Raw genomic sequence first — 16801 nt, 5'->3', positions numbered from 1 at the left:
ATAAAGGGTTGAACCAGCAGTTGTACGTTGTTGAAACGTCGTTTCCATCCCTTCGCCTCTGCCAATCAGGATGTTGCTGCAACCGCGTCAAGAGCTCGTGTTGGCCCTCATCGCTGTGGATTGAGGGAGACGAGGTTCAACCATCACAGGCACCTCAAGCAAGCGCATCTATGTTGATCTTACTCTCGCTAGAGTGATGAATGAGGGTTATTACAAGCACATAGTGAAGGCAGCAGTCTCAGGGGAATTAGTTGGACGAGTGGACTGGCATACAACACAGTCGTCAATATTGTTCGCGCTGCGAGTCAGCAAGCTCAATTAGTCCATAACGCCGAGGTTCAATCGGTGCAAACTGAGGAAGTAAGTAGGGATGAGTTGTGGTCATTCGTTTCAAAAAACAGAAGCAATGTCTCCCACAAGAGCTAGAGGCAGGAGATTGTAGGATTGCAGTCAGTTTGGCGAATTCAAGTGGATTAATCTTGGCAGCAAGAGTTGGGAAACACACCGATGAATTGATTGAGCAGTTGGTGGTCAGTAGTGAAGGAAAAACAGCCTGCAAACGATTTAACAGTGACGATTGGGGTGGTTACGAGCGAGTCTTACCGCCAGAAATTGTGCATTATATCGGCAAGGACAAGACCCAACGCTTAGAGAGAATGAATGGCATTGTCAGACAACAAACTGGACGTTCGCGAAGCGTACCGGAGGCTTAGGCACCGGAGACAGAACAAGTTTGGCAAGGTCTGGGAGCAAATGAAGGTGACCACGCGCTTATTAGTGAGTTATTTCAACTGGATTTGGCAGCATAGTCGCTTGCAGACGACAGCAGCGCAATGTGTAGGATTAAGCCAAAAGCCGTGGACTTGGCATGATCTTGTTACCTATCCCACCATCTTTTGATGCACCACCCAAATTTCTGCGCCTGAAAATAATGCTCACTTGTTAACCACCAATCGCCATCGGGTTCAAACCCATGCGCGAGAAATTCGTGAAACACCCATAAGGGTTTTCATGGACGTCATAGAAATAGACAGGCATAACTATTTTGTGTATTTATGTAACGATGAGACAATAGAATATACTCTCACTAAATTTTGTTTGTCATGATTCAAACTTTCAATTCACGTTTAGCAAATCGTTTTAGTCAGGCGATCGCGCGGATTAGTCGAGGGGCGATCGCAACTGGGCTGGCTTTGTTGGTGGCGATCGCGCTATGGATGCCTGGGGCCGCTTGGGCTGCGAACTCTAACTTGGGCGTTACGCTGGTGTCTCTGCAAGGAAATTTCGAGCAACTAGGATTTCGGCTAGAACCTAAAACTGAGACAGCTTTCATCGGTAAGTCGAAGGATGGGGTGGCGACGGTGCGCCTAAACGTCACGCCTAAAGAGTTGGTTTCTAATGCGGTTTTAGTGGTCCACAAACCGTTGACCAAGAAGAGAAAACCGCAGAGCCTGAACTACATGGAAGAGTTTTTGCAGGTGATGCTTCCCGACTGGAATGAAGCCCATGATTGGCTGGCTCAAGGAGTGACAGACGCAACTGACTATGGTTCCACAGATTTGGTGGTAGGCGATCGCCGAGTTTATCTGCTGATTCCCAAAACCAAAGAAGCCCTGTTACTAGCAGTGGACCCTTTGGACTACAAGCGCTAACTTAAATTGGTTTGCGGTTCTGAACACAGAATTTTTCAACGCAGCGGGCAAAAATTTCTACCCCCATGCCTAGGGCGGTTTCGTCAAAGTCGAAGCGGGGATGGTGGTGGGGGTAGGCTAAGCCTTTATTAATATTGGCGGAGCCGAGGAAAAAGTAGCAACCAGGGACTTGCTGCAAGAAGAACGACATGTCTTCGCCTCCCATTGTTTGGCATTCGGGGACGATGCCTACCTCTGCCTCGACCACATTCTCTGCGACAGAACGAACAAGGTCCGCGATCGCCCCATCATTAATCACAGGCGGATACAGAGATTGATAATTTAGCTCGTAGCTGGCTCCATGACTTTGGCAGATCCCTGCAACAATCTGTTCAATCCGTTGATGGAAGAAGCCTGTTAGGGCAGGATTGAAATAACGCACTGTGCCGCTCATTCTGGCTGAAGCTGCGATTACATTGGTGGCGGTGCCTGCATGAAGTTCTCCCACGGTCACCACCGCGGAGTCGATGGGGTTGACGTTGCGGGCAACAATTGTTTGCAGAGCGTTGACGATTTGAGCACTAACTACAATCGAGTCTATAGTTTGGTGGGGAATGGCTCCATGTCCGCCTCTACCTTGAATGGTGCAACGAAAGAGTTCCACGGCTGCCATCAGGGCTCCAGTTCTCACACCAACTGTTCCCAGGGGTAAGTTATTCCACAGGTGTAAACCAATGATCGCGTCTACGGCTGGGTTCTGGAGTACCCCTGCCTCAATCATGGGCTTCGCGCCGCCTGGGCCTTCCTCGGCAGGTTGAAAAATAATTTTCACCGTACCCGCAAAGCTATCCCGATGTTGAGAGAGGTAGTAAGCGGTGCCTAGGGCGATCGCGGTATGCCCATCATGACCACAGGCATGCATCAAGCCATCATGCTGCGATCGATAGGGCACTTCATTTTCTTCTTGGATGGGCAGGGCATCCATATCGGCTCGAATCGCTAAGACGGGGCCTGGTTTGTCAGAGGCGATCGTGGCCACGATTCCGGTTTGGGCGATTTCAGTTTGATGCTCAATACCCCATTCAGTCAGCTTTTGGGCCACAAACTCTGCTGTTAGCTTCTCACAAAAGCCTAGTTCGGGTCGCTGATGTAGTCGTCTTCGCCACTCAACGAGTTGGGGTTGCAACGACTGAATAGTTGGCCGAATCCGAGATTGATCGACGGGGAGTGGGCTTAAAGAAGTAGAAACCATAGGGCAGAGTGGCTTGCGACTGAACTACAAAGATAAATAGACAGGAATGATTGGGAGGCGTTAATACTCAGGTTGCCCATCCTGTCTTCATAGTAAAGCGTGAAGCTAAGTTGCGAATTTACTCACTTTTTAACCTCAAGTAGCAAGGGTAGCGATCGCCTACCACCTATCTCCCGGTAATCACACGGCTTTCCAAATGGGTAATCTGACCGTGAATGTGGTGCCGATTCCCATTTCACTCTGTACAGAAATTTGGCCGCCGTGGGCTTCTACACATTTTTTCGCGATCGCCAGTCCTAAACCTGTCCCAGGAATGTTATCTACATTTCTAGCCCGATAGAATGCCTCAAATAGGCGAGGCTGATCTTCGGGAGGGATACCAATGCCTTGGTCTTGAATCTGAAAGGTGACTGTAGTTTCTTGACCAATCAACTCGAACTGCACTAAACCTCCGGCGGGCGAATATTTGAGTGCGTTTGAGAGGAGGTTGCTCAAAATATGTCGTAAAAAATTCTCATCCCAAAGGGCTTGAGGTATTTCGCTTTGCTGAGTAAAGAGAAATTGGTATTTCTCGTGAGAACTGAATCGCAGTTCTTCAAACAGTTGGCGACAAAACGGAGCCAGGTCTAAGGCGGTGAGCTGACACTGAAGGTGGCCTAAATCAGCTTTACCAATTAAGGAAACTTCGTCGAGTAGATGGGCCATGTTGGTAATGGCAGAGCGAATCAATTGAAAGTGAGTGAGTCTTCTCTCCTCGGTTAGTTGGTCTTGGTTATTTTGCAATAGACCTGTGGAGAGCAAAATGCTATTGAGCGGACTGCGGAAATCATGGGACAAAATCGAAACGAATTCCGACTTCAACTGGTTGAGTTCCTTCGCTTTCATCAACTCAGCGGTGCGTTCTTGTACTTGCGTTGCTAGGGCTTCGTTGACTTTGCGTAAAGCTTCTGAAACCTGTTTGCGCTCAATGGCGTAGCAGAGCGATCGCGCCAATAATTCGGCATTTACCTGGCGCTTAACTAAATAATCTTCGGCTCCTTGGCGCACTGCCGCGATCGCCAGATCATCATCATTGGTATTGGTGAGGACCACAATCGGTAAATTGGGTGCTTGATCCAGTAAAGGCGGCAAAGACGCTAAACCCTGACTGTCCGGTAAAGTTAGATCCAACAAAATGGCATCAAAGCTGTTTTGCTGGAGATGAACTAGCGCCTCCGCCAACCGCTTGACGTGCAGTAAGCTAAATTGCTTGAACTTAGGTACCCGCAAGATCTCCTGCAACAGTCTGGCTTCCGCGAGATTGTCTTCAATTAACAAGACCTTGATGGCGCTTGCAGGCATAATCATGAATTGCGATCCGCTCCTTTCCCCACTTCATCCCGGCGGCAGTGTGACAGTACCTAGCCAGAACTCTTCAATTCCTTTCACGATCTGAAATAGCTGGCTGAGGTTGCGGGATTTAGTGATGTAGCAATTCACATGCAGGTCATAGCTTTGAGAAATATCCTCCTCGTTTTTAGAAGTGGTGAGAACGACAACTGGAATCCGTTTCAGATTGGGATCAGCTTTAATTTCCGCTAAGACTTCCCGCCCATCTTTTCGAGGAAGGTTCAAGTCCAGCAGAATTAGGTCGGGGCGAGGTGCATCCACATACTCGCCCTCCTGCCGCAGAAAGGCCATCGCATCCATGCCGTTGCGAACTGCTACGACTTGATGCGGGACATTGCTGTTCTTGAGTGCTTCTTCAATCAGGCGAATGTCAGCTCTGTTGTCCTCGACCAAAAAGATGGTTTTGTACCTTTCGTCCACTTCTACGCTCACGATCGCGCCCCCCTACTGGAATCGTAAAGTAGAATGTTGCTCCCTGCCCTAGTTGGGATTCCACCCAAATTCGGCCACGATGGCACTCCACAATTTTCTTGCAAATCGCCAAGCCCATGCCTGTGCCCGCATATTCATCTCGCGTATGAAGACGTTGGAAGATGACGAAAATGCGATCGCTAAACCTGGGATCAAGACCAATGCCATTGTCTTTGACTGAGAATAACCAAGCATCTTCTAGCCGTTGCGCCCCAATATGGATTTCTGGAGGATTCTGACTGCGGAACTTGATGGCATTGCCGACCAAATTCTGAAAGAGCTGCATCAGTTGGGTGCTGTCGGCCATCACGGTCGGAAGCGGATCTTGAGTAATCACCGCGTTACTGGCAGCGATGCGACCCCGGACATTCGCGAGGGCGCGATCGAGGGCTGTTTCTACCTCGGTGAGTTCAAACTCAACGCCTTGGATATCGACCTTGGAGTAAGCTAGCACGTCGTCAATTAAGGTCTGCATCAAGCTCACGCCTTCGACGGCGAAGCCAATGAATTCCTTGGCGTTTTCGTCTAGCTTGTCGTTGTAACGCAGTTCTAGCAGCTGCATATAGTTGGCGACTTGATTCAGCGGTTCCTGCAAGTCATGGGAGGCCACATACGCAAACTTTTTCAGCTCAGCATTGGAGCGTTCTAGGTCTTGAGCCAGTTGGGCTAACTCATCAGCTTGGCGCAACACAATATTGATGATGGCTTTTCTCAGTTCTAGCGCCGCATTCACTTCTACGGAGTGCCAAGGCAGCGAGGTCAAGCGCACGGTTTCTTTCCACAGATCGAAAGATTTGCGGGGAGACAGATGTACCGTACCCTCTGTTTGAGTTGCAGCAAATGGCTGATTGGGATCGCCGCCCCAATTAACGGTTTGAATCACCTCCGGACGGAACCACAACACGTAATTTCGTTGAGAAATTGGAATCGCTAGTAGACCGCTGGCTACGTTCTTGAACCGCTCCGCATCTGGGTAAAGCTCAGAGAGGGAATTGGTGTAAAAGACTTCTTCCTGAACTTGCTGCCTCAGCCATTGCAGCAAAAAGTTGAGGTCTTCTTCTTTGGGAGTTTCCCCAACTAATGTGCAATTACTGCCAAAGCAAACGGCCGCTCCTTGCGCCCCTGCCAAGTCCAGTAGATTGGGATTGTGCTTCACCAATCCATCCACAAAGTTTTCTTCTTGGGACATGTAATCCACCAAGGCTGACTGCACGTAGGTCAGCTTCATGCGGTAGTCGTGATCGGCAGTTTCTTCGCGCGCTGAGATTTCGGCAAAGATTAAGCGACCTAAAAATTCACAGGCTTTTCGTAGTTCGTAAGAAACATACTTGGGAGATTGGTGATGGCAAGCAATCAACCCCCAAAGTTTCTGGTCTTTCATCAGCGAAATCGTTAAAGATGCTCCCACGCCCATGTTGTGGAGATACTCGATATGACAGGGGGAGGCACTTCTGAGGATCGAGAAAGTGAGGTCGAGCGATCGCTGCGTCTCTGGATTTTGCGCGGGGACTAGAGCGATCGCCTCCGCATGAGTATCGGGGATAATCCGAATCCAATTCGAGGCAAATAACTTGCGGGCAGCCTTAGGAATATCGGATTCGGGATAATGCAGACCCAAGTAAGGTTCTAAATGGTCCAGCTTTTCTTCAGCTAGAACCACACCATGTCCGTCATGGTCAAACTTGTAGAGCATGACTCGATCAAATCCAGTGACTTGCCGCACTTCCTGGACGATTGTTTGACAGAAGTCTTGGAGACTGGAATTCGCTTCTAGCTGGTTAATCGAGGCTCTAGCCAAATGATAGAAGCTGAGAAACGGAATACTTTCTTGAGAAAGGGCAGGCTCTAACTCCAGAATCAAAAAGCCATCAGCGCTCCGGTGGAAAACTCCATCAAAAACAAAGTAATCATCTCCTTTTTGCCGATTTTTCGTCCAAATCTTAATCGGATTAATTAACTCCAAGCTGCTATCTACTAGCCCTGCCCTAATCCGTTCTACTTGAAATGGATCGATTAATTCATCTAAGGCTTTTTGTAAAACATTTTCAGGAGTAATCCCAAATACAGCCAGCGTATTATTAGTGACTTGGACAATTTTTAAGTCTGGTTCCGATAAAACTAGCAGAACTCCATGCGGCTGAATTTGATTATGAAACTGAATCGGCGCTTGCTCCAAATAAGCGAGATGAAGCTCTTGTGCTTGTAAAGGGCCTACCATAGATAATTCTCTTCCAGCCTCTGGAAGCCGCAAAGTTAAGGTGTGAATCTAGTCTCGAATGCCTGACCGTGGACACACGATGAATAAAAACCTTTGTGTGTCTTGAATGATTAATTGAGCAGAGAATCAGTTAACAAGAAAATTCTGATATCCCAATCCTTTCCTGCAATCCTTTATTCTTGCCATTGCAGTTACAACAATAAAGTTGCAGCTTTAAATTAAATTGCTAGTGCGATCGCCTGTGCTTTCTTCCCCTAATCTAGGCGCGTTCAAAAGTTTAGCACGATGATCAAACTGACATTCTGGAGGAAATATTAAAAAGTAAATACTCAGCCAATATTGCTAATACTTAATATTTAATTAGTAACTCTTTGAAATAATTCGAGATTTATATCTGTAAATCGATATTGTTGGGAATATTACTCTACTCAAATACGACAGTGCGATTGCTGTAAACCAACACCCGATTTTCGAGATGCAGTCGCACCGCTCTAGCTAAAACTATACGCTCCAAGTCTTTGCCCTTGCGAATTAAATCATTAACCTCATCGCGATGGCTGACGCGCACGACATCCTGCTCAATAATTGGCCCTGCATCTAAGTCTTCAGTCACGTAATGAGACGTAGCGCCAATGATTTTGACCCCACGCTTATAAGCCCGCTGATAGGGATTTGCTCCCGCAAAAGCAGGCAAGAAAGAGTGATGGATATTAATTACTTGAGGAAAATTAGCAATAAAGTCAGCACTCAAAACTTGCATGTATTTAGCCAGCACCACTAACTCAATGCGGTACTGCTGAAGTAGAGCTAGCTGCTTGGCTTCTTGCTCAGCCTTATTCTCTTTATTGATAGGAATATGGTGATAATCAATGCCAAATTGTTTGGCGATCGCCCCCAAATCTGGATGATTGCTAATAATCAACGGAACTTCGGCAGCAAACTCTTGAGCCCGTTGTCGCCAAATTAAATCAAATAAGCAATGGTCTTGGCGGCTGACCCAAATGGCAATCCGAGGCACCGCATCCGAAAAGTGTAATCGCCAATTTGCTTGTAGAGGCTGAGCGATCGCATTGAAAGCAGGCCCAATCAGATCACGCGGCAAATTAAATCCTTCGAGCTGCCACTCAATCCGTGTCAGAAATAGCCCTGCCTCAAAATCGGTGTGCTGATCCGCATGAATAATATTGCCGCCATTGGCATAAATAAAATTGGCGATTTTTGCGACAAGTCCCCTCTGGTCAGGACAGGAGACTAAAAGGGTTGCGGTAGGGCTAGTCATATCAAACTCGGACTGAATGATTTAGACGCATAACGAAAAGGGGCAAACCAAAGCTCACCCCTTCATCATCACCGAAATAGAACGCTCAACAGCTTATTCTGCTGGAGGCGCAGGAGTAGACGAAGTGCCAGGCTCAGGGCTTGCTGACGAGTTGGAACTTGGACTGGCATTGTCCGCCGGAGGAGGGGATTCAGGGCTAGAGCTAGCCTCTTCTGGAGCAGGCTCAGGGCTAGGAGCCGCATTCTCCGCCGAGGGAGAGGGAGAGGTAGATAGAGCTGGAGTAGGAGCTTCGGGTGCTGCTTTCCACTCCGACAGTGGACGACTCACAGCATTGTTAAAGTCTGGAGACACCAACAAAACCGATAACTCTGGCGTTCCTGAAGTCGCTGGATCAGCTTGAGCGTACCAAAAGCTCTGATTAAAGTCAGGTTTACCCAAAACAAAACGGTGAGTTTTCTGATCATTCAGCTTCAGCTCAATCGTCGCCGTGGGTTGGTCTAAACCAAAATCCGCTTTCTGAGTGAGAGGCGCTTTAATCGTGCGATCGCTCCTTCCCGTTGCCAGCAAACTCAGCAAGAAAGCTACCGAAGCATCATTCGCTGGACCCTCCTCCGGAGCCTTCAACAACCACTGAGACTGAGGTTGCTTAGATTCAGATTGCTTCTCCGTCGGTTTTTCTCTAGCTTGTTCAGTCTGCTTCCCTGGAGATGGAGACACACCAGCCTTTGCTTCAGGAGTAGGAGCTTTGACAAACTCCAACCTTTGCCCCGATGTTATTAGCGTCAAAGCTTGAACCTGAGACTCCTCAAAAGCAAAAATTCGCTGCCCCGACCCTTGCACTTGCTGCTCTTGGCCCTTGCCACCCCCACGAATCTCATAAAAATAGACAAAGCCCCCCAACCCGCAGGCCAGTAAGAGCAAAATCAAAGTTTTCGAATTCAGCTTCATACTTGTATTGACCGCTCACCTCGTAATGCCATCTTCGACCTTGGATTTTAGATTTTGGATCGCCGCAAGATCATTCCCCTCACCAGAGTTCCATAGTGCTCTGAATTCACTTTTGGAGGGAGTCTGAGGGACGCAACCGTCCCTCAGAGGGGGTTTGGGGCGAGTGCCCTAAGGCTCGGATTCTAGCGGCGTCGCCACCACATCACCCCAGCAGTCCCAAAACCCAACAAAGGCAACACGGCCAGCGACAACCAACCCACCAAATTCGCCTGCTGCGCCGTCATCGTAATTCGGCGGTTCTTGTCCTCCTTCGGACGAATCGATAGAACCTGGTCATCCCGCTTGCTCAGCCAGCTTACCGAATTCAGGAAAACATCCCCATTTAACTGCTGACCAAACAAACCATCCGTAGCAAAACTAGAATTACCCACCACAACCAGACGAGATTCAGATAGCGTTTTGTTAGCCTCAGTAGTTGGTGTAGGACTAGGGCTAGGACTGGGACTAGCAGAAGAAGAAACAGACGGGCTAGCAGATGGGCTAGGTGAGGGAGAAGCCTGAGCAGATCCCGTAGCCTGAGCCGCCTTGCTTAGCGCCACACCCAACACCAACGGCCCTTGGCGATCGCGCTCCGGATTAAACTCCAAGTTTTGATTTTTCAGGTCACTTTCCGCCCAACTCTGAGGACTCGTGACCAACAAAGGCGTTTCCTGCACCCCAGAAACAGGAGTCGTTTGAATCGGTCTTGCGATCGGATAAATCGAATAGCGATTGCCAAAATCCTTAGTAATCGGGTGATCGCCATACTGATTAACCACGGAAGCGGTCGGGCCTAATTCAGCGATTTGCTGAGCCGAAGCATTGATCGCAATTCGGTTGCCTAGCGTCACACCCCAATTTTTGAGTAAGCCCTCTAACTTCGGGTCTACATTGGGATCAATCATCAGCAGCACACTGCCCCCTTGCTGCAAATAAGCGCTCAGCTCCCTAACTTCCTTGTCAAACAAAGCTTGCTTGGGGCCAGCCACCACAACTGCCGCTGCATCTTCAGGCACAGCAGGTTGCTCGACCAAGTTCAGCGGTTCACTGATGAAGTTTTTCTCTTGCAACAAAGCTTTGGCTTGAGCTAAACCCCTTTGACCCCCATCCAAAGACGACTCTCCGTGACCTTGCAGAAAGTAGATTTTGGCTTGGCGATCGCTCGTAATCTGCTCAATTGCATTAGTCAGTCGGCCCTCTGACAACCGCTCACTCTTAAGGTTCTGGAGAAAACGGCGTTTTTGGCCTGCCTCAATATAGACATCGCCAATATCCTGAATACCAAAAGATTGCGCCAAACCTGGTTGAGCTTGCGGATCAACCATCTCAAAATTAAACTGCCTTGACTGGCGCTTGTATTGGTCTAGCAAAGCTTGAGTCGGGCCAGAATTTGGATTAGGGCTATTGGGGTCCATAAACACCCAAACTTTCACAGGTTGGGGTAAGCGCCTCAAGATACCCTGTGACTGAGGAGCAAGGGTGTAAAGTTGATTTTCGGTCAGGTCAACTTGATTGGCATAGCGGACTCCCAGGAAATTAATCAAACCTAGGATGACGATAACGGCCAGCGTGGAGAGGAGCGCATTGGTGCTGGCTTGAGTTGAGCGGCGGCCCCAAAAGCCAGAGCCAGGTTGGCTTTGCAGCAGCAGCCAGACCCCAATCAACACAATGCCAGCAACGGTCAGACCGACCGGAATGCTACCCCAATTGCCAGACACAGCTCCGGCGGATAAGCCTATAACTACCAGCACTGGCCCAGCCCAGAAGAGCCATTGCCAAGATTGCTTGAACGATTTCCAGGTGGTAGGAATTTGTTTCATCGACTTCTACTCAACCCTTAACAGGGATAGTACTTGCAAGTGGCTTTAGCCAGTGACCCACTCAGCGTGGACGCGGGTGCAATGGCTAGATTAAGAGCGCTGGAATCTGAGCGCTTCAATAGACTGGGCAGTCAAAAACAGGCCCAAAATAATGTAGCTCACGAACAAAATTAAGCCGCTGGTATTCACTACACCGCGAACCAGATCGCCGTAGTGCTTCAGCAGCGATAAGTGCCCGATGGCGTCACCCACAGGCCCCCCCACTACTGTGGCGATCGCCTGGATCGACCAGAGAAGTAAAACGAGGGCAAACGTCAAAATTGCCGCCAAAATGCTGCTCTCAGTCAACGAAGACAGAAACATGCCCAAAGATAAAACTGCTGCGGCCATTAGAATCAAGCCACCGTAGCCAGTTAACAATAGCGTGGGATTTAAGGGAGGATTCGCAGCACTTAAAGTAATCGTTTCGTAAACTAGCAAGGGCAACACTAAGGTGATGAAGAAAGTGAGAACTCCTAGCAGCTTGCCTAAGGAGACCACCCAGTTGGTTACGGGAGAGGTGGCTAGCAGTTCCAAGGTGCCCCGCTTGCGTTCCTCGGCGTAAAGCCCCATCGAGAGAATTGGCAAAATAAACAAAGACAAAACTCCCATCAAGCCCAAAAAAGCTTGAATTAGGGCATAAGCCGCATCAAAGGGTTGCCCAATTTGGTCCGCAGCGGCGGCAGTTTGCAGGGTGTCTTGCAAGGCAATCACAAAGAAAAAGCCAGATAAAAGCCAAAACACACCCGCGATCGCATAAGCCAAGGGAGAGGCAAAGTACCCCTGCAACTCTTTGCGATAAATCGCCACAATATTGCTGAGAATCACCCGCATTATGCTTCTTCCTCCGACTCTGCTGACTCAGACACGACAGCAGTTGGTGCTCCAGGCGCGTCTTCAATGACTGATTCCACTTCCGCCTCAGCGCTCAACTCAGTCTCTGCACTCGACTCTAAAGCTTTTTCTTCGGTCATCGTCAATTGCAAGAACACATCCTCTAGGCTGGCCTTAGTCCGGCGCATTTCGTAGAGACCTAAACCTCCCCCCACGACAGCAGCGGCAATATCCCGACCTGGATCGCTATCAGCTTCAGCTACTACTCGCACCCGACAGCGCTGAGGCGTGAATGCCTGGTCTGTTACTTCTTCGATTTGCATCGGCTCTACCAAGCGCACACCGGGAATGGGTTGCACTAGTTGTTCCACAGTGCTGACATCGCCGTCCACGTCTAGCTCATACCCTGACCCCGCATTGAGTTGCGCCATCAGATTTTCCGGGCTGTTCGTTGCTACGACTCGCCCGCGATTGATGATGGCGACTCGGTTACAGGTCATGCTGACCTCAGGCAAGATATGCGTGGAGAGAATTACTGTATGAGTCCCGGCTAAGTTCTTAATTAAGTTACGAACTTCAATAATTTGGCGCGGATCTAAGCCCACAGTCGGTTCATCTAAAATAATCGCCGGGGGATCATGCACGATCGCCTGGGCAATGCCTACTCGTTGGCGAAAGCCTTTAGATAGCTTACGAATTAAGGTTTTGCGTTTTTCAACCAAGCTGCAACGCTCTAGAGCTGATTGGACTTGTCGGGAGCGATCGCCCGCACTCACGCCTTTAATTCGAGCCACAAAATAGAGAAACCCCTCCACCGTCATTTCTGGATAGAGCGGCGGCGTTTCGGGTAGATAACCAATGCGTTGCCTCACCGCCATCGAATCTTCGTGGACATCGTAGCCTGCGACTCGCGCACTGCCACTCGTTGCAGGTAAGTATCCAGTCAGAATCCGCATGGTGGTGGTTTTTCCAGCCCCGTTTGGCCCCAAAAAACCCAAGATTTCCCCTGGTTCTACCGCAAATGTCACATCTTGAATCGCAGGGGTTGAGCCATAAACCTTGCTCAACTGTTCAACTTCAATCATGCAAACTTCACTCCCAGGAGTTGTTCATTCCGACAGTTACCCTGATACGTGGCAACAATTTCCTAACTCAACTCAGCTTTAACTTACAGGCCACGCTTTCAACTCACCCCAAAAAGCAATGCGCCTTGCAGTCTGGCAGGATACCAAAATCTGGGATTAACTGCAATTCATCGCCAACTTAATCTATAAGGGCTGCTTTGCTGGCACTCCGATCGCCCGTGGAAATTCACTAGGGGTGGGAGCCACTTTGCGTAAGTAGAGACAGTGCCGCATCCCTTGGCTAACGGGGGTGCTGCATTCTTCGATCGCGGTGATCGCGCCACCCAACTGAGCCACCGCTGGACGTAATGCTTCGGTTTCCTCAGGAGTCCACTGACCACGATAGAGCACGGCTTGTCCTTCCAGCTTCAACAGTGGTAAGGCGTACTCAGCACAAACAGAAGCTGGCCCTACTGCTCGAATCAGGGCTAAATCGTAAGCTTCCCGGTGCTCAGGCAACTGCCCGACCTGTTCGGCGCGGTCTACTAAAGTGGTGATATTTTCCAGCCCTAACGTGGTTGCCAGAGTTTGCAGAAAAGTAACCTTTTTTTGAGTCGAATCTAGCAGTGTCACTTGCCAGTCAGGACAGGCGATCGCTGCCGGAATACCAGGAAAACCACCACCTGTACCAATGTCGATTACGCGAAAGGCTGAAGGATGCACGCCCTCGCCACTTCCGTAGGGTGGGATGAAGGATGAATTTGGCTCCTCTTCCTCCTTCGTCCCTCCTCCTTCCTGCTTGAAGAATGGTGCTATGCCTCGCAACGAGTCCCACAAGTGCTTTTCCCAAAACTCACTTGGCTCGGTAATGCGGGTGAGGTTTAACTGACGGTTGCCCTCTAGAACGAGTTCGTAAAGCCGCTGTAACTGTTGTTGCTGGTGCGAGGTGGGCTGCCAGTGGAGGGTTTTTTGCCAAACAGCGATCATTTCTGGCAGGTTCACGGTTTCAAGATCCAACATTAAAGTTAACTTTGGACAACAGATTGAGGTTGCTTCGCATTCATTTCTAGCACTTGGGGATCGACAGACTGCAACTCGCCGTGGTTGAGAGTCCAACAGCGATCAGCGATCGCTAGCAAGTCACCCGCATCGTGGGTCACGATCAACAAACTCCAGTGGTCTTTGAGGCGAGCCAATAAATTGACCAACTGCCGTCGCATAGACCAATCTAACCCTGCCGTTGGCTCATCTAATAGTAATAAATAGGGTTGGCGAATCAACTGTACCGCCAAGGCTAAGCGTCGCTGTTGTCCACCACTCAGGGAATGAGGCGATGTTTGTAGCGATAAGTGCCCCAACCCCACTTCTGTTAAAGCCTGATTTACCTTTTCTGTCCCTAGTTCTGGGTGGCCAAGGCGCAGCTCTTCTAGAATTGTGGCACCGCAAAAATGTCGCTCCGGGAACTGGAAGACAAGACCACCCAGTTGCTGGAGATGGGCTGGAGTCAGTTCCTGCTCTCGCCATAGGATGTCACCTGAAGTTTTTTCCGCCAACCCCGCTAGAATTTCCAGGAGGGTGCTTTTTCCTGAACCGCTGGGGCCGATGATCAAGCCCATTTGCTGAGGCGCTAGCTCCAAATTGATTGATTTGAGGATGGCGGTCGGGGTAGCAGTCGGATGATAGATCAGGTTTTTGAGATAGAGCATTAACGATGTTACCAGCGAGGAGCAAGGTTTCTAGAGAAGCGCAAAGCAGCCGATGAATGTCAGGATACAGCGATCGCCGTTGGCTAGAGCCTGTCCTGACGCTGAAATTGCCACCTAAGTTAAGTCAAGTCAGTTGTGCCAGTCGCTAGTCTAACGAGAAGGAAAGTTGCAAACCTGGGGCGTGGCCTGTAGCGAGGTAGTCATAATTTTGTTTCAACGGTGACAAATTTAGCCTACCCATCGACCAGTCTAACTGGAACCCAAACCGAATGACTGCGTCAAATTTATGCAGCTAGCTGAACCCTTAATCGGTAGGCGATCGCACCTGAACCGGATGCTTCTAGACCTTTGGCATCAACCGCGATGAGCAAATTTTCAACTCATCGAGCGCCATCCGAGGCTCTAGAGCATTTGCAAGCAGAACGAATTCGAGGAACGTTTTGAGAGGCTCCATTATGACGAACATGCCAATTGCTTCCAGTAGTGTTGGGACGAGTGCCCCACCCTGCTCCTCTAGGATGCAACGCCAAAGCCGCCCCGTTTCCGCCTCCCGGCGGTTCGTTTCTGCCGTTGCGGGTACTGCGGCGATCGCCCTTAGCTTATGCGGCAGTCCTGCTTTTGCGGGCGACCCCTTCCGTACTACTGACCAGCATGCCATTGGTAAGAATACCGAAGCAGCCTTCAAAGCGATTTTTGAGCGGGGCGATTACCAAGCTGCCAGAAAATACTTATCTCAAGCTGAATCCAGTGAGCCACTCAGCTATGCCATGAAAGCGTCACTGGCTTACCTGGACAAAGATTGGAATGCCTTGCGAACCAATGCCACTAAGACTCGCGAAACCGCTGAGCAGCTACGCAAAACTGACCCCCTACGCGGCAACTTGTACGTGGCAGTGGGCGAATTTATGGAAGGCGCTTATATCGTCTCCCGTGAAGGTACGGTGCGAGGGACTCCTCAAGCCCTGAACAAACTTCAACGAGTCTTTCAATCATTGAATGCGGCTGAAAAGCTCAGTCCTCAAGACCCAGAACTTAACTTAGTGAAAGGTTTTATGGATTTGATGCTGGCGGTTAATCTCCCCTTTGCCAATCCAGCCGATGCGGTAGAGCGATTGAACAAATATGCCCAGCCTCGTTATTTGGCTTATCGGGGGATTGCGATTGGCTACCGAGACCTGAACCAACCGACGAAAGCGCTAGAGTTTGTTGACCAAGCCTTGAAGCTGACCCCTAACAACCCAGATCTGTACTACCTCAAAGCCCAAGTTCTCGTTAAACAGGGTAAAAATCAGGAAAGCCTAGAATTTTTCCGCAAAGCCTTGGATAAAACCGCTCAATTGCCTCGCCAACTGCGAAACCAAATCGCATATGAGCGCTGTAGAACTGAATTCCGCATTGATCAAAAAGAGCGCAATTGCAGTACTGAGCTAAAGAAATAGGTCGCGATCGCTGAATAAATTGCTCAATCAAACTTTTAGAGGTGCCGCATTGGCACCTTTTTTGTGGGATGGCTGCGATGGTAAATGGCTGTCTCGCTAGAGGAAGCTAAACCTGCTGCGGTATTCTGAAATTGCTTAGCTTGCAGATTCGCGATCGCTTAAGCCACGCCCCAATTATTCGGTTTTCAAACAAAATGCAAGTACAGTTTCGGGAGTTTGATCCCTTTAATGTCTGGATTTGGCTAGAGTTCAGCTTGAACCCCTCTGAACTAGAAAAACAGTACGTTGAAGAAATTATCAACTCCTGGTTTTTTCTAGGGAAATTAGGCGGGTTTAACGCCGAAAATCTCCAGGTGCAAGATGTTGGCCTAGAAATCAGCTACATGAATTACAACCAGGATGCGGCTGAAGATAGCTTCATGGCCTTGATGCACAACATTGGGGAAGTAGAGTACGAAAGCAACTGGGCCCGTTGTTGGTTTGACTTAGGCACCAGTGACGCGATCGCCCTAGATGTTTTAATCAATTCCTTGCGGCAATTCAGCAAAGATTACGTAGAAATCACAACGCTGATTATTGGCGGAGAGAATGAAGACTGGCCGATCCCCGAAAGCCGCAAACGAGAGTACTCAGAATACGACGATAATTAATCAGCTAACCCATACGCCACCC

At 49.3% G+C, this 16801-nt stretch carries 14 protein-coding genes and 1 pseudogene; 4 read left to right on the top strand and 11 right to left on the bottom strand.

Annotated features, from left to right (window positions below; genetic code table 11):
• Positions 1 to 207 precede the first annotated feature (207 nt).
• Positions 208 to 900 (top strand): annotated as a pseudogene (locus tag H6F90_RS30490) (IS1 family transposase); the annotation flags it as partial.
• 203 nt (positions 901 to 1103) lie between these two features.
• Positions 1104 to 1652 (top strand): hypothetical protein, encoded by a 549-nt coding sequence (locus H6F90_RS02155; RefSeq protein ID WP_190549799.1) that lies wholly within the window; start codon positions 1104 to 1106, stop codon positions 1650 to 1652.
• Between the two features lies 1 nt (position 1653).
• Here the strand turns inward: H6F90_RS02155 and H6F90_RS02150 are convergent, their stop codons facing one another.
• The 11 genes from H6F90_RS02150 to H6F90_RS02100 all read right to left on the bottom strand — a co-directional run bounded on the left by H6F90_RS02150 (position 1654) and on the right by H6F90_RS02100 (position 14690).
• Positions 1654 to 2883, bottom strand: a complete 1230-nt coding sequence (locus H6F90_RS02150) for a M20 family metallopeptidase (RefSeq protein WP_190549797.1) — start codon at positions 2881 to 2883, stop codon at positions 1654 to 1656.
• A gap of 180 nt (positions 2884 to 3063) precedes the next feature.
• Entirely contained in the window at positions 3064 to 4230 is a 1167-nt protein-coding gene (locus H6F90_RS02145; RefSeq protein ID WP_199295659.1) for a hybrid sensor histidine kinase/response regulator, read from the bottom strand.
• 27 nt (positions 4231 to 4257) lie between these two features.
• Positions 4258 to 4692 carry a response regulator gene (locus H6F90_RS02140; protein ID WP_370587925.1) on the bottom strand — a complete coding sequence of 145 codons (435 nt, stop codon included), beginning with the start codon at positions 4690 to 4692 and terminating at the stop codon, positions 4258 to 4260.
• Entirely contained in the window at positions 4643 to 6961 is a 2319-nt protein-coding gene (locus H6F90_RS02135; RefSeq protein ID WP_190549792.1) for an ATP-binding protein, read from the bottom strand. The genes H6F90_RS02140 and H6F90_RS02135 overlap by 50 nt, the downstream gene beginning before the upstream one ends.
• A gap of 424 nt (positions 6962 to 7385) precedes the next feature.
• The gene (gene purU, locus H6F90_RS02130) at positions 7386 to 8240 is read right to left on the bottom strand and encodes a formyltetrahydrofolate deformylase (RefSeq protein WP_190549790.1); all 855 of its coding nucleotides are present in this window, start codon (positions 8238 to 8240) and stop codon (positions 7386 to 7388) included.
• A gap of 93 nt (positions 8241 to 8333) precedes the next feature.
• Positions 8334 to 9188: a DUF4340 domain-containing protein gene (locus H6F90_RS02125; protein WP_190549788.1), complete on the bottom strand. Its 855-nt coding sequence runs from the start codon at positions 9186 to 9188 to the stop codon at positions 8334 to 8336.
• A gap of 182 nt (positions 9189 to 9370) precedes the next feature.
• A complete protein-coding gene (locus H6F90_RS02120; RefSeq protein ID WP_190549786.1) occupies positions 9371 to 11047 on the bottom strand; it encodes a Gldg family protein in 1677 nt (558 codons plus the stop codon).
• 90 nt (positions 11048 to 11137) lie between these two features.
• Complete coding sequence (locus H6F90_RS02115) at positions 11138 to 11920, bottom strand: ABC transporter permease (protein WP_190549784.1); 783 nt, start codon at positions 11918 to 11920, stop codon at positions 11138 to 11140.
• Positions 11920 to 13005 carry an ABC transporter ATP-binding protein gene (locus tag H6F90_RS02110; protein ID WP_190549782.1) on the bottom strand — a complete coding sequence of 362 codons (1086 nt, stop codon included), beginning with the start codon at positions 13003 to 13005 and terminating at the stop codon, positions 11920 to 11922. Before H6F90_RS02110 ends, H6F90_RS02115 begins: the two co-directional genes overlap by 1 nt.
• Before the next feature lie 183 nt (positions 13006 to 13188).
• Complete coding sequence (rsmG, locus tag H6F90_RS02105; RefSeq protein WP_190549780.1) at positions 13189 to 14004, bottom strand: 16S rRNA (guanine(527)-N(7))-methyltransferase RsmG; 816 nt, start codon at positions 14002 to 14004, stop codon at positions 13189 to 13191.
• Positions 14005 to 14009: 5 nt separating this feature from the next.
• Positions 14010 to 14690: an ABC transporter ATP-binding protein gene (locus tag H6F90_RS02100; RefSeq protein WP_190436078.1), complete on the bottom strand. Its 681-nt coding sequence runs from the start codon at positions 14688 to 14690 to the stop codon at positions 14010 to 14012.
• Between the two features lie 455 nt (positions 14691 to 15145).
• On the opposite strand from H6F90_RS02100, the gene H6F90_RS02095 reads away from it, so the two are divergent.
• Both H6F90_RS02095 and H6F90_RS02090 read left to right on the top strand, forming a co-directional pair.
• Positions 15146 to 16129: a Sll0314/Alr1548 family TPR repeat-containing protein gene (locus H6F90_RS02095; protein WP_242024276.1), complete on the top strand. Its 984-nt coding sequence runs from the start codon at positions 15146 to 15148 to the stop codon at positions 16127 to 16129.
• Positions 16130 to 16323: 194 nt separating this feature from the next.
• Positions 16324 to 16779, top strand: a complete 456-nt coding sequence (locus H6F90_RS02090; protein WP_190436075.1) for a DUF3531 family protein — start codon at positions 16324 to 16326, stop codon at positions 16777 to 16779.
• Positions 16780 to 16801 lie beyond the last annotated feature (22 nt).

The sequence above is a fragment of the Trichocoleus sp. FACHB-591 genome (assembly GCF_014695845.1).
GTDB lineage: Bacteria > Cyanobacteriota > Cyanobacteriia > FACHB-46 > FACHB-46 > Trichocoleus.
Note: the sequence above shows the minus strand (reverse complement) of the source record. Positions and strands in the feature narration are given on the sequence as shown.

What these genes read in the sequence shown, in the direction of transcription:
- H6F90_RS02155 (WP_190549799.1), top strand. Translation starts at nt 1,104, where the DNA reads ATGATTCAAACTTTCAATTCACGTTTAGCAAATCGTTTTAGTCAGGCG.
- H6F90_RS02110 (WP_190549782.1), bottom strand. Translation starts at nt 13,005, where the DNA reads ATGATTGAAGTTGAACAGTTGAGCAAGGTTTATGGCTCAACCCCTGCG.
- H6F90_RS02125 (WP_190549788.1), bottom strand. Translation starts at nt 9,188, where the DNA reads ATGAAGCTGAATTCGAAAACTTTGATTTTGCTCTTACTGGCCTGCGGG.
- H6F90_RS02100 (WP_190436078.1), bottom strand. Translation starts at nt 14,690, where the DNA reads ATGCTCTATCTCAAAAACCTGATCTATCATCCGACTGCTACCCCGACC.
- H6F90_RS02120 (WP_190549786.1), bottom strand. Translation starts at nt 11,047, where the DNA reads ATGAAACAAATTCCTACCACCTGGAAATCGTTCAAGCAATCTTGGCAA.
- H6F90_RS02150 (WP_190549797.1), bottom strand. Translation starts at nt 2,883, where the DNA reads ATGGTTTCTACTTCTTTAAGCCCACTCCCCGTCGATCAATCTCGGATT.
- purU (WP_190549790.1), bottom strand. Translation starts at nt 8,240, where the DNA reads ATGACTAGCCCTACCGCAACCCTTTTAGTCTCCTGTCCTGACCAGAGG.
- rsmG (WP_190549780.1), bottom strand. Translation starts at nt 14,004, where the DNA reads ATGTTGGATCTTGAAACCGTGAACCTGCCAGAAATGATCGCTGTTTGG.
- H6F90_RS02090 (WP_190436075.1), top strand. Translation starts at nt 16,324, where the DNA reads ATGCAAGTACAGTTTCGGGAGTTTGATCCCTTTAATGTCTGGATTTGG.
- H6F90_RS02145 (WP_199295659.1), bottom strand. Translation starts at nt 4,230, where the DNA reads ATGATTATGCCTGCAAGCGCCATCAAGGTCTTGTTAATTGAAGACAAT.
- H6F90_RS02095 (WP_242024276.1), top strand. Translation starts at nt 15,146, where the DNA reads ATGACGAACATGCCAATTGCTTCCAGTAGTGTTGGGACGAGTGCCCCA.
- H6F90_RS02135 (WP_190549792.1), bottom strand. Translation starts at nt 6,961, where the DNA reads ATGGTAGGCCCTTTACAAGCACAAGAGCTTCATCTCGCTTATTTGGAG.
- H6F90_RS02115 (WP_190549784.1), bottom strand. Translation starts at nt 11,920, where the DNA reads ATGCGGGTGATTCTCAGCAATATTGTGGCGATTTATCGCAAAGAGTTG.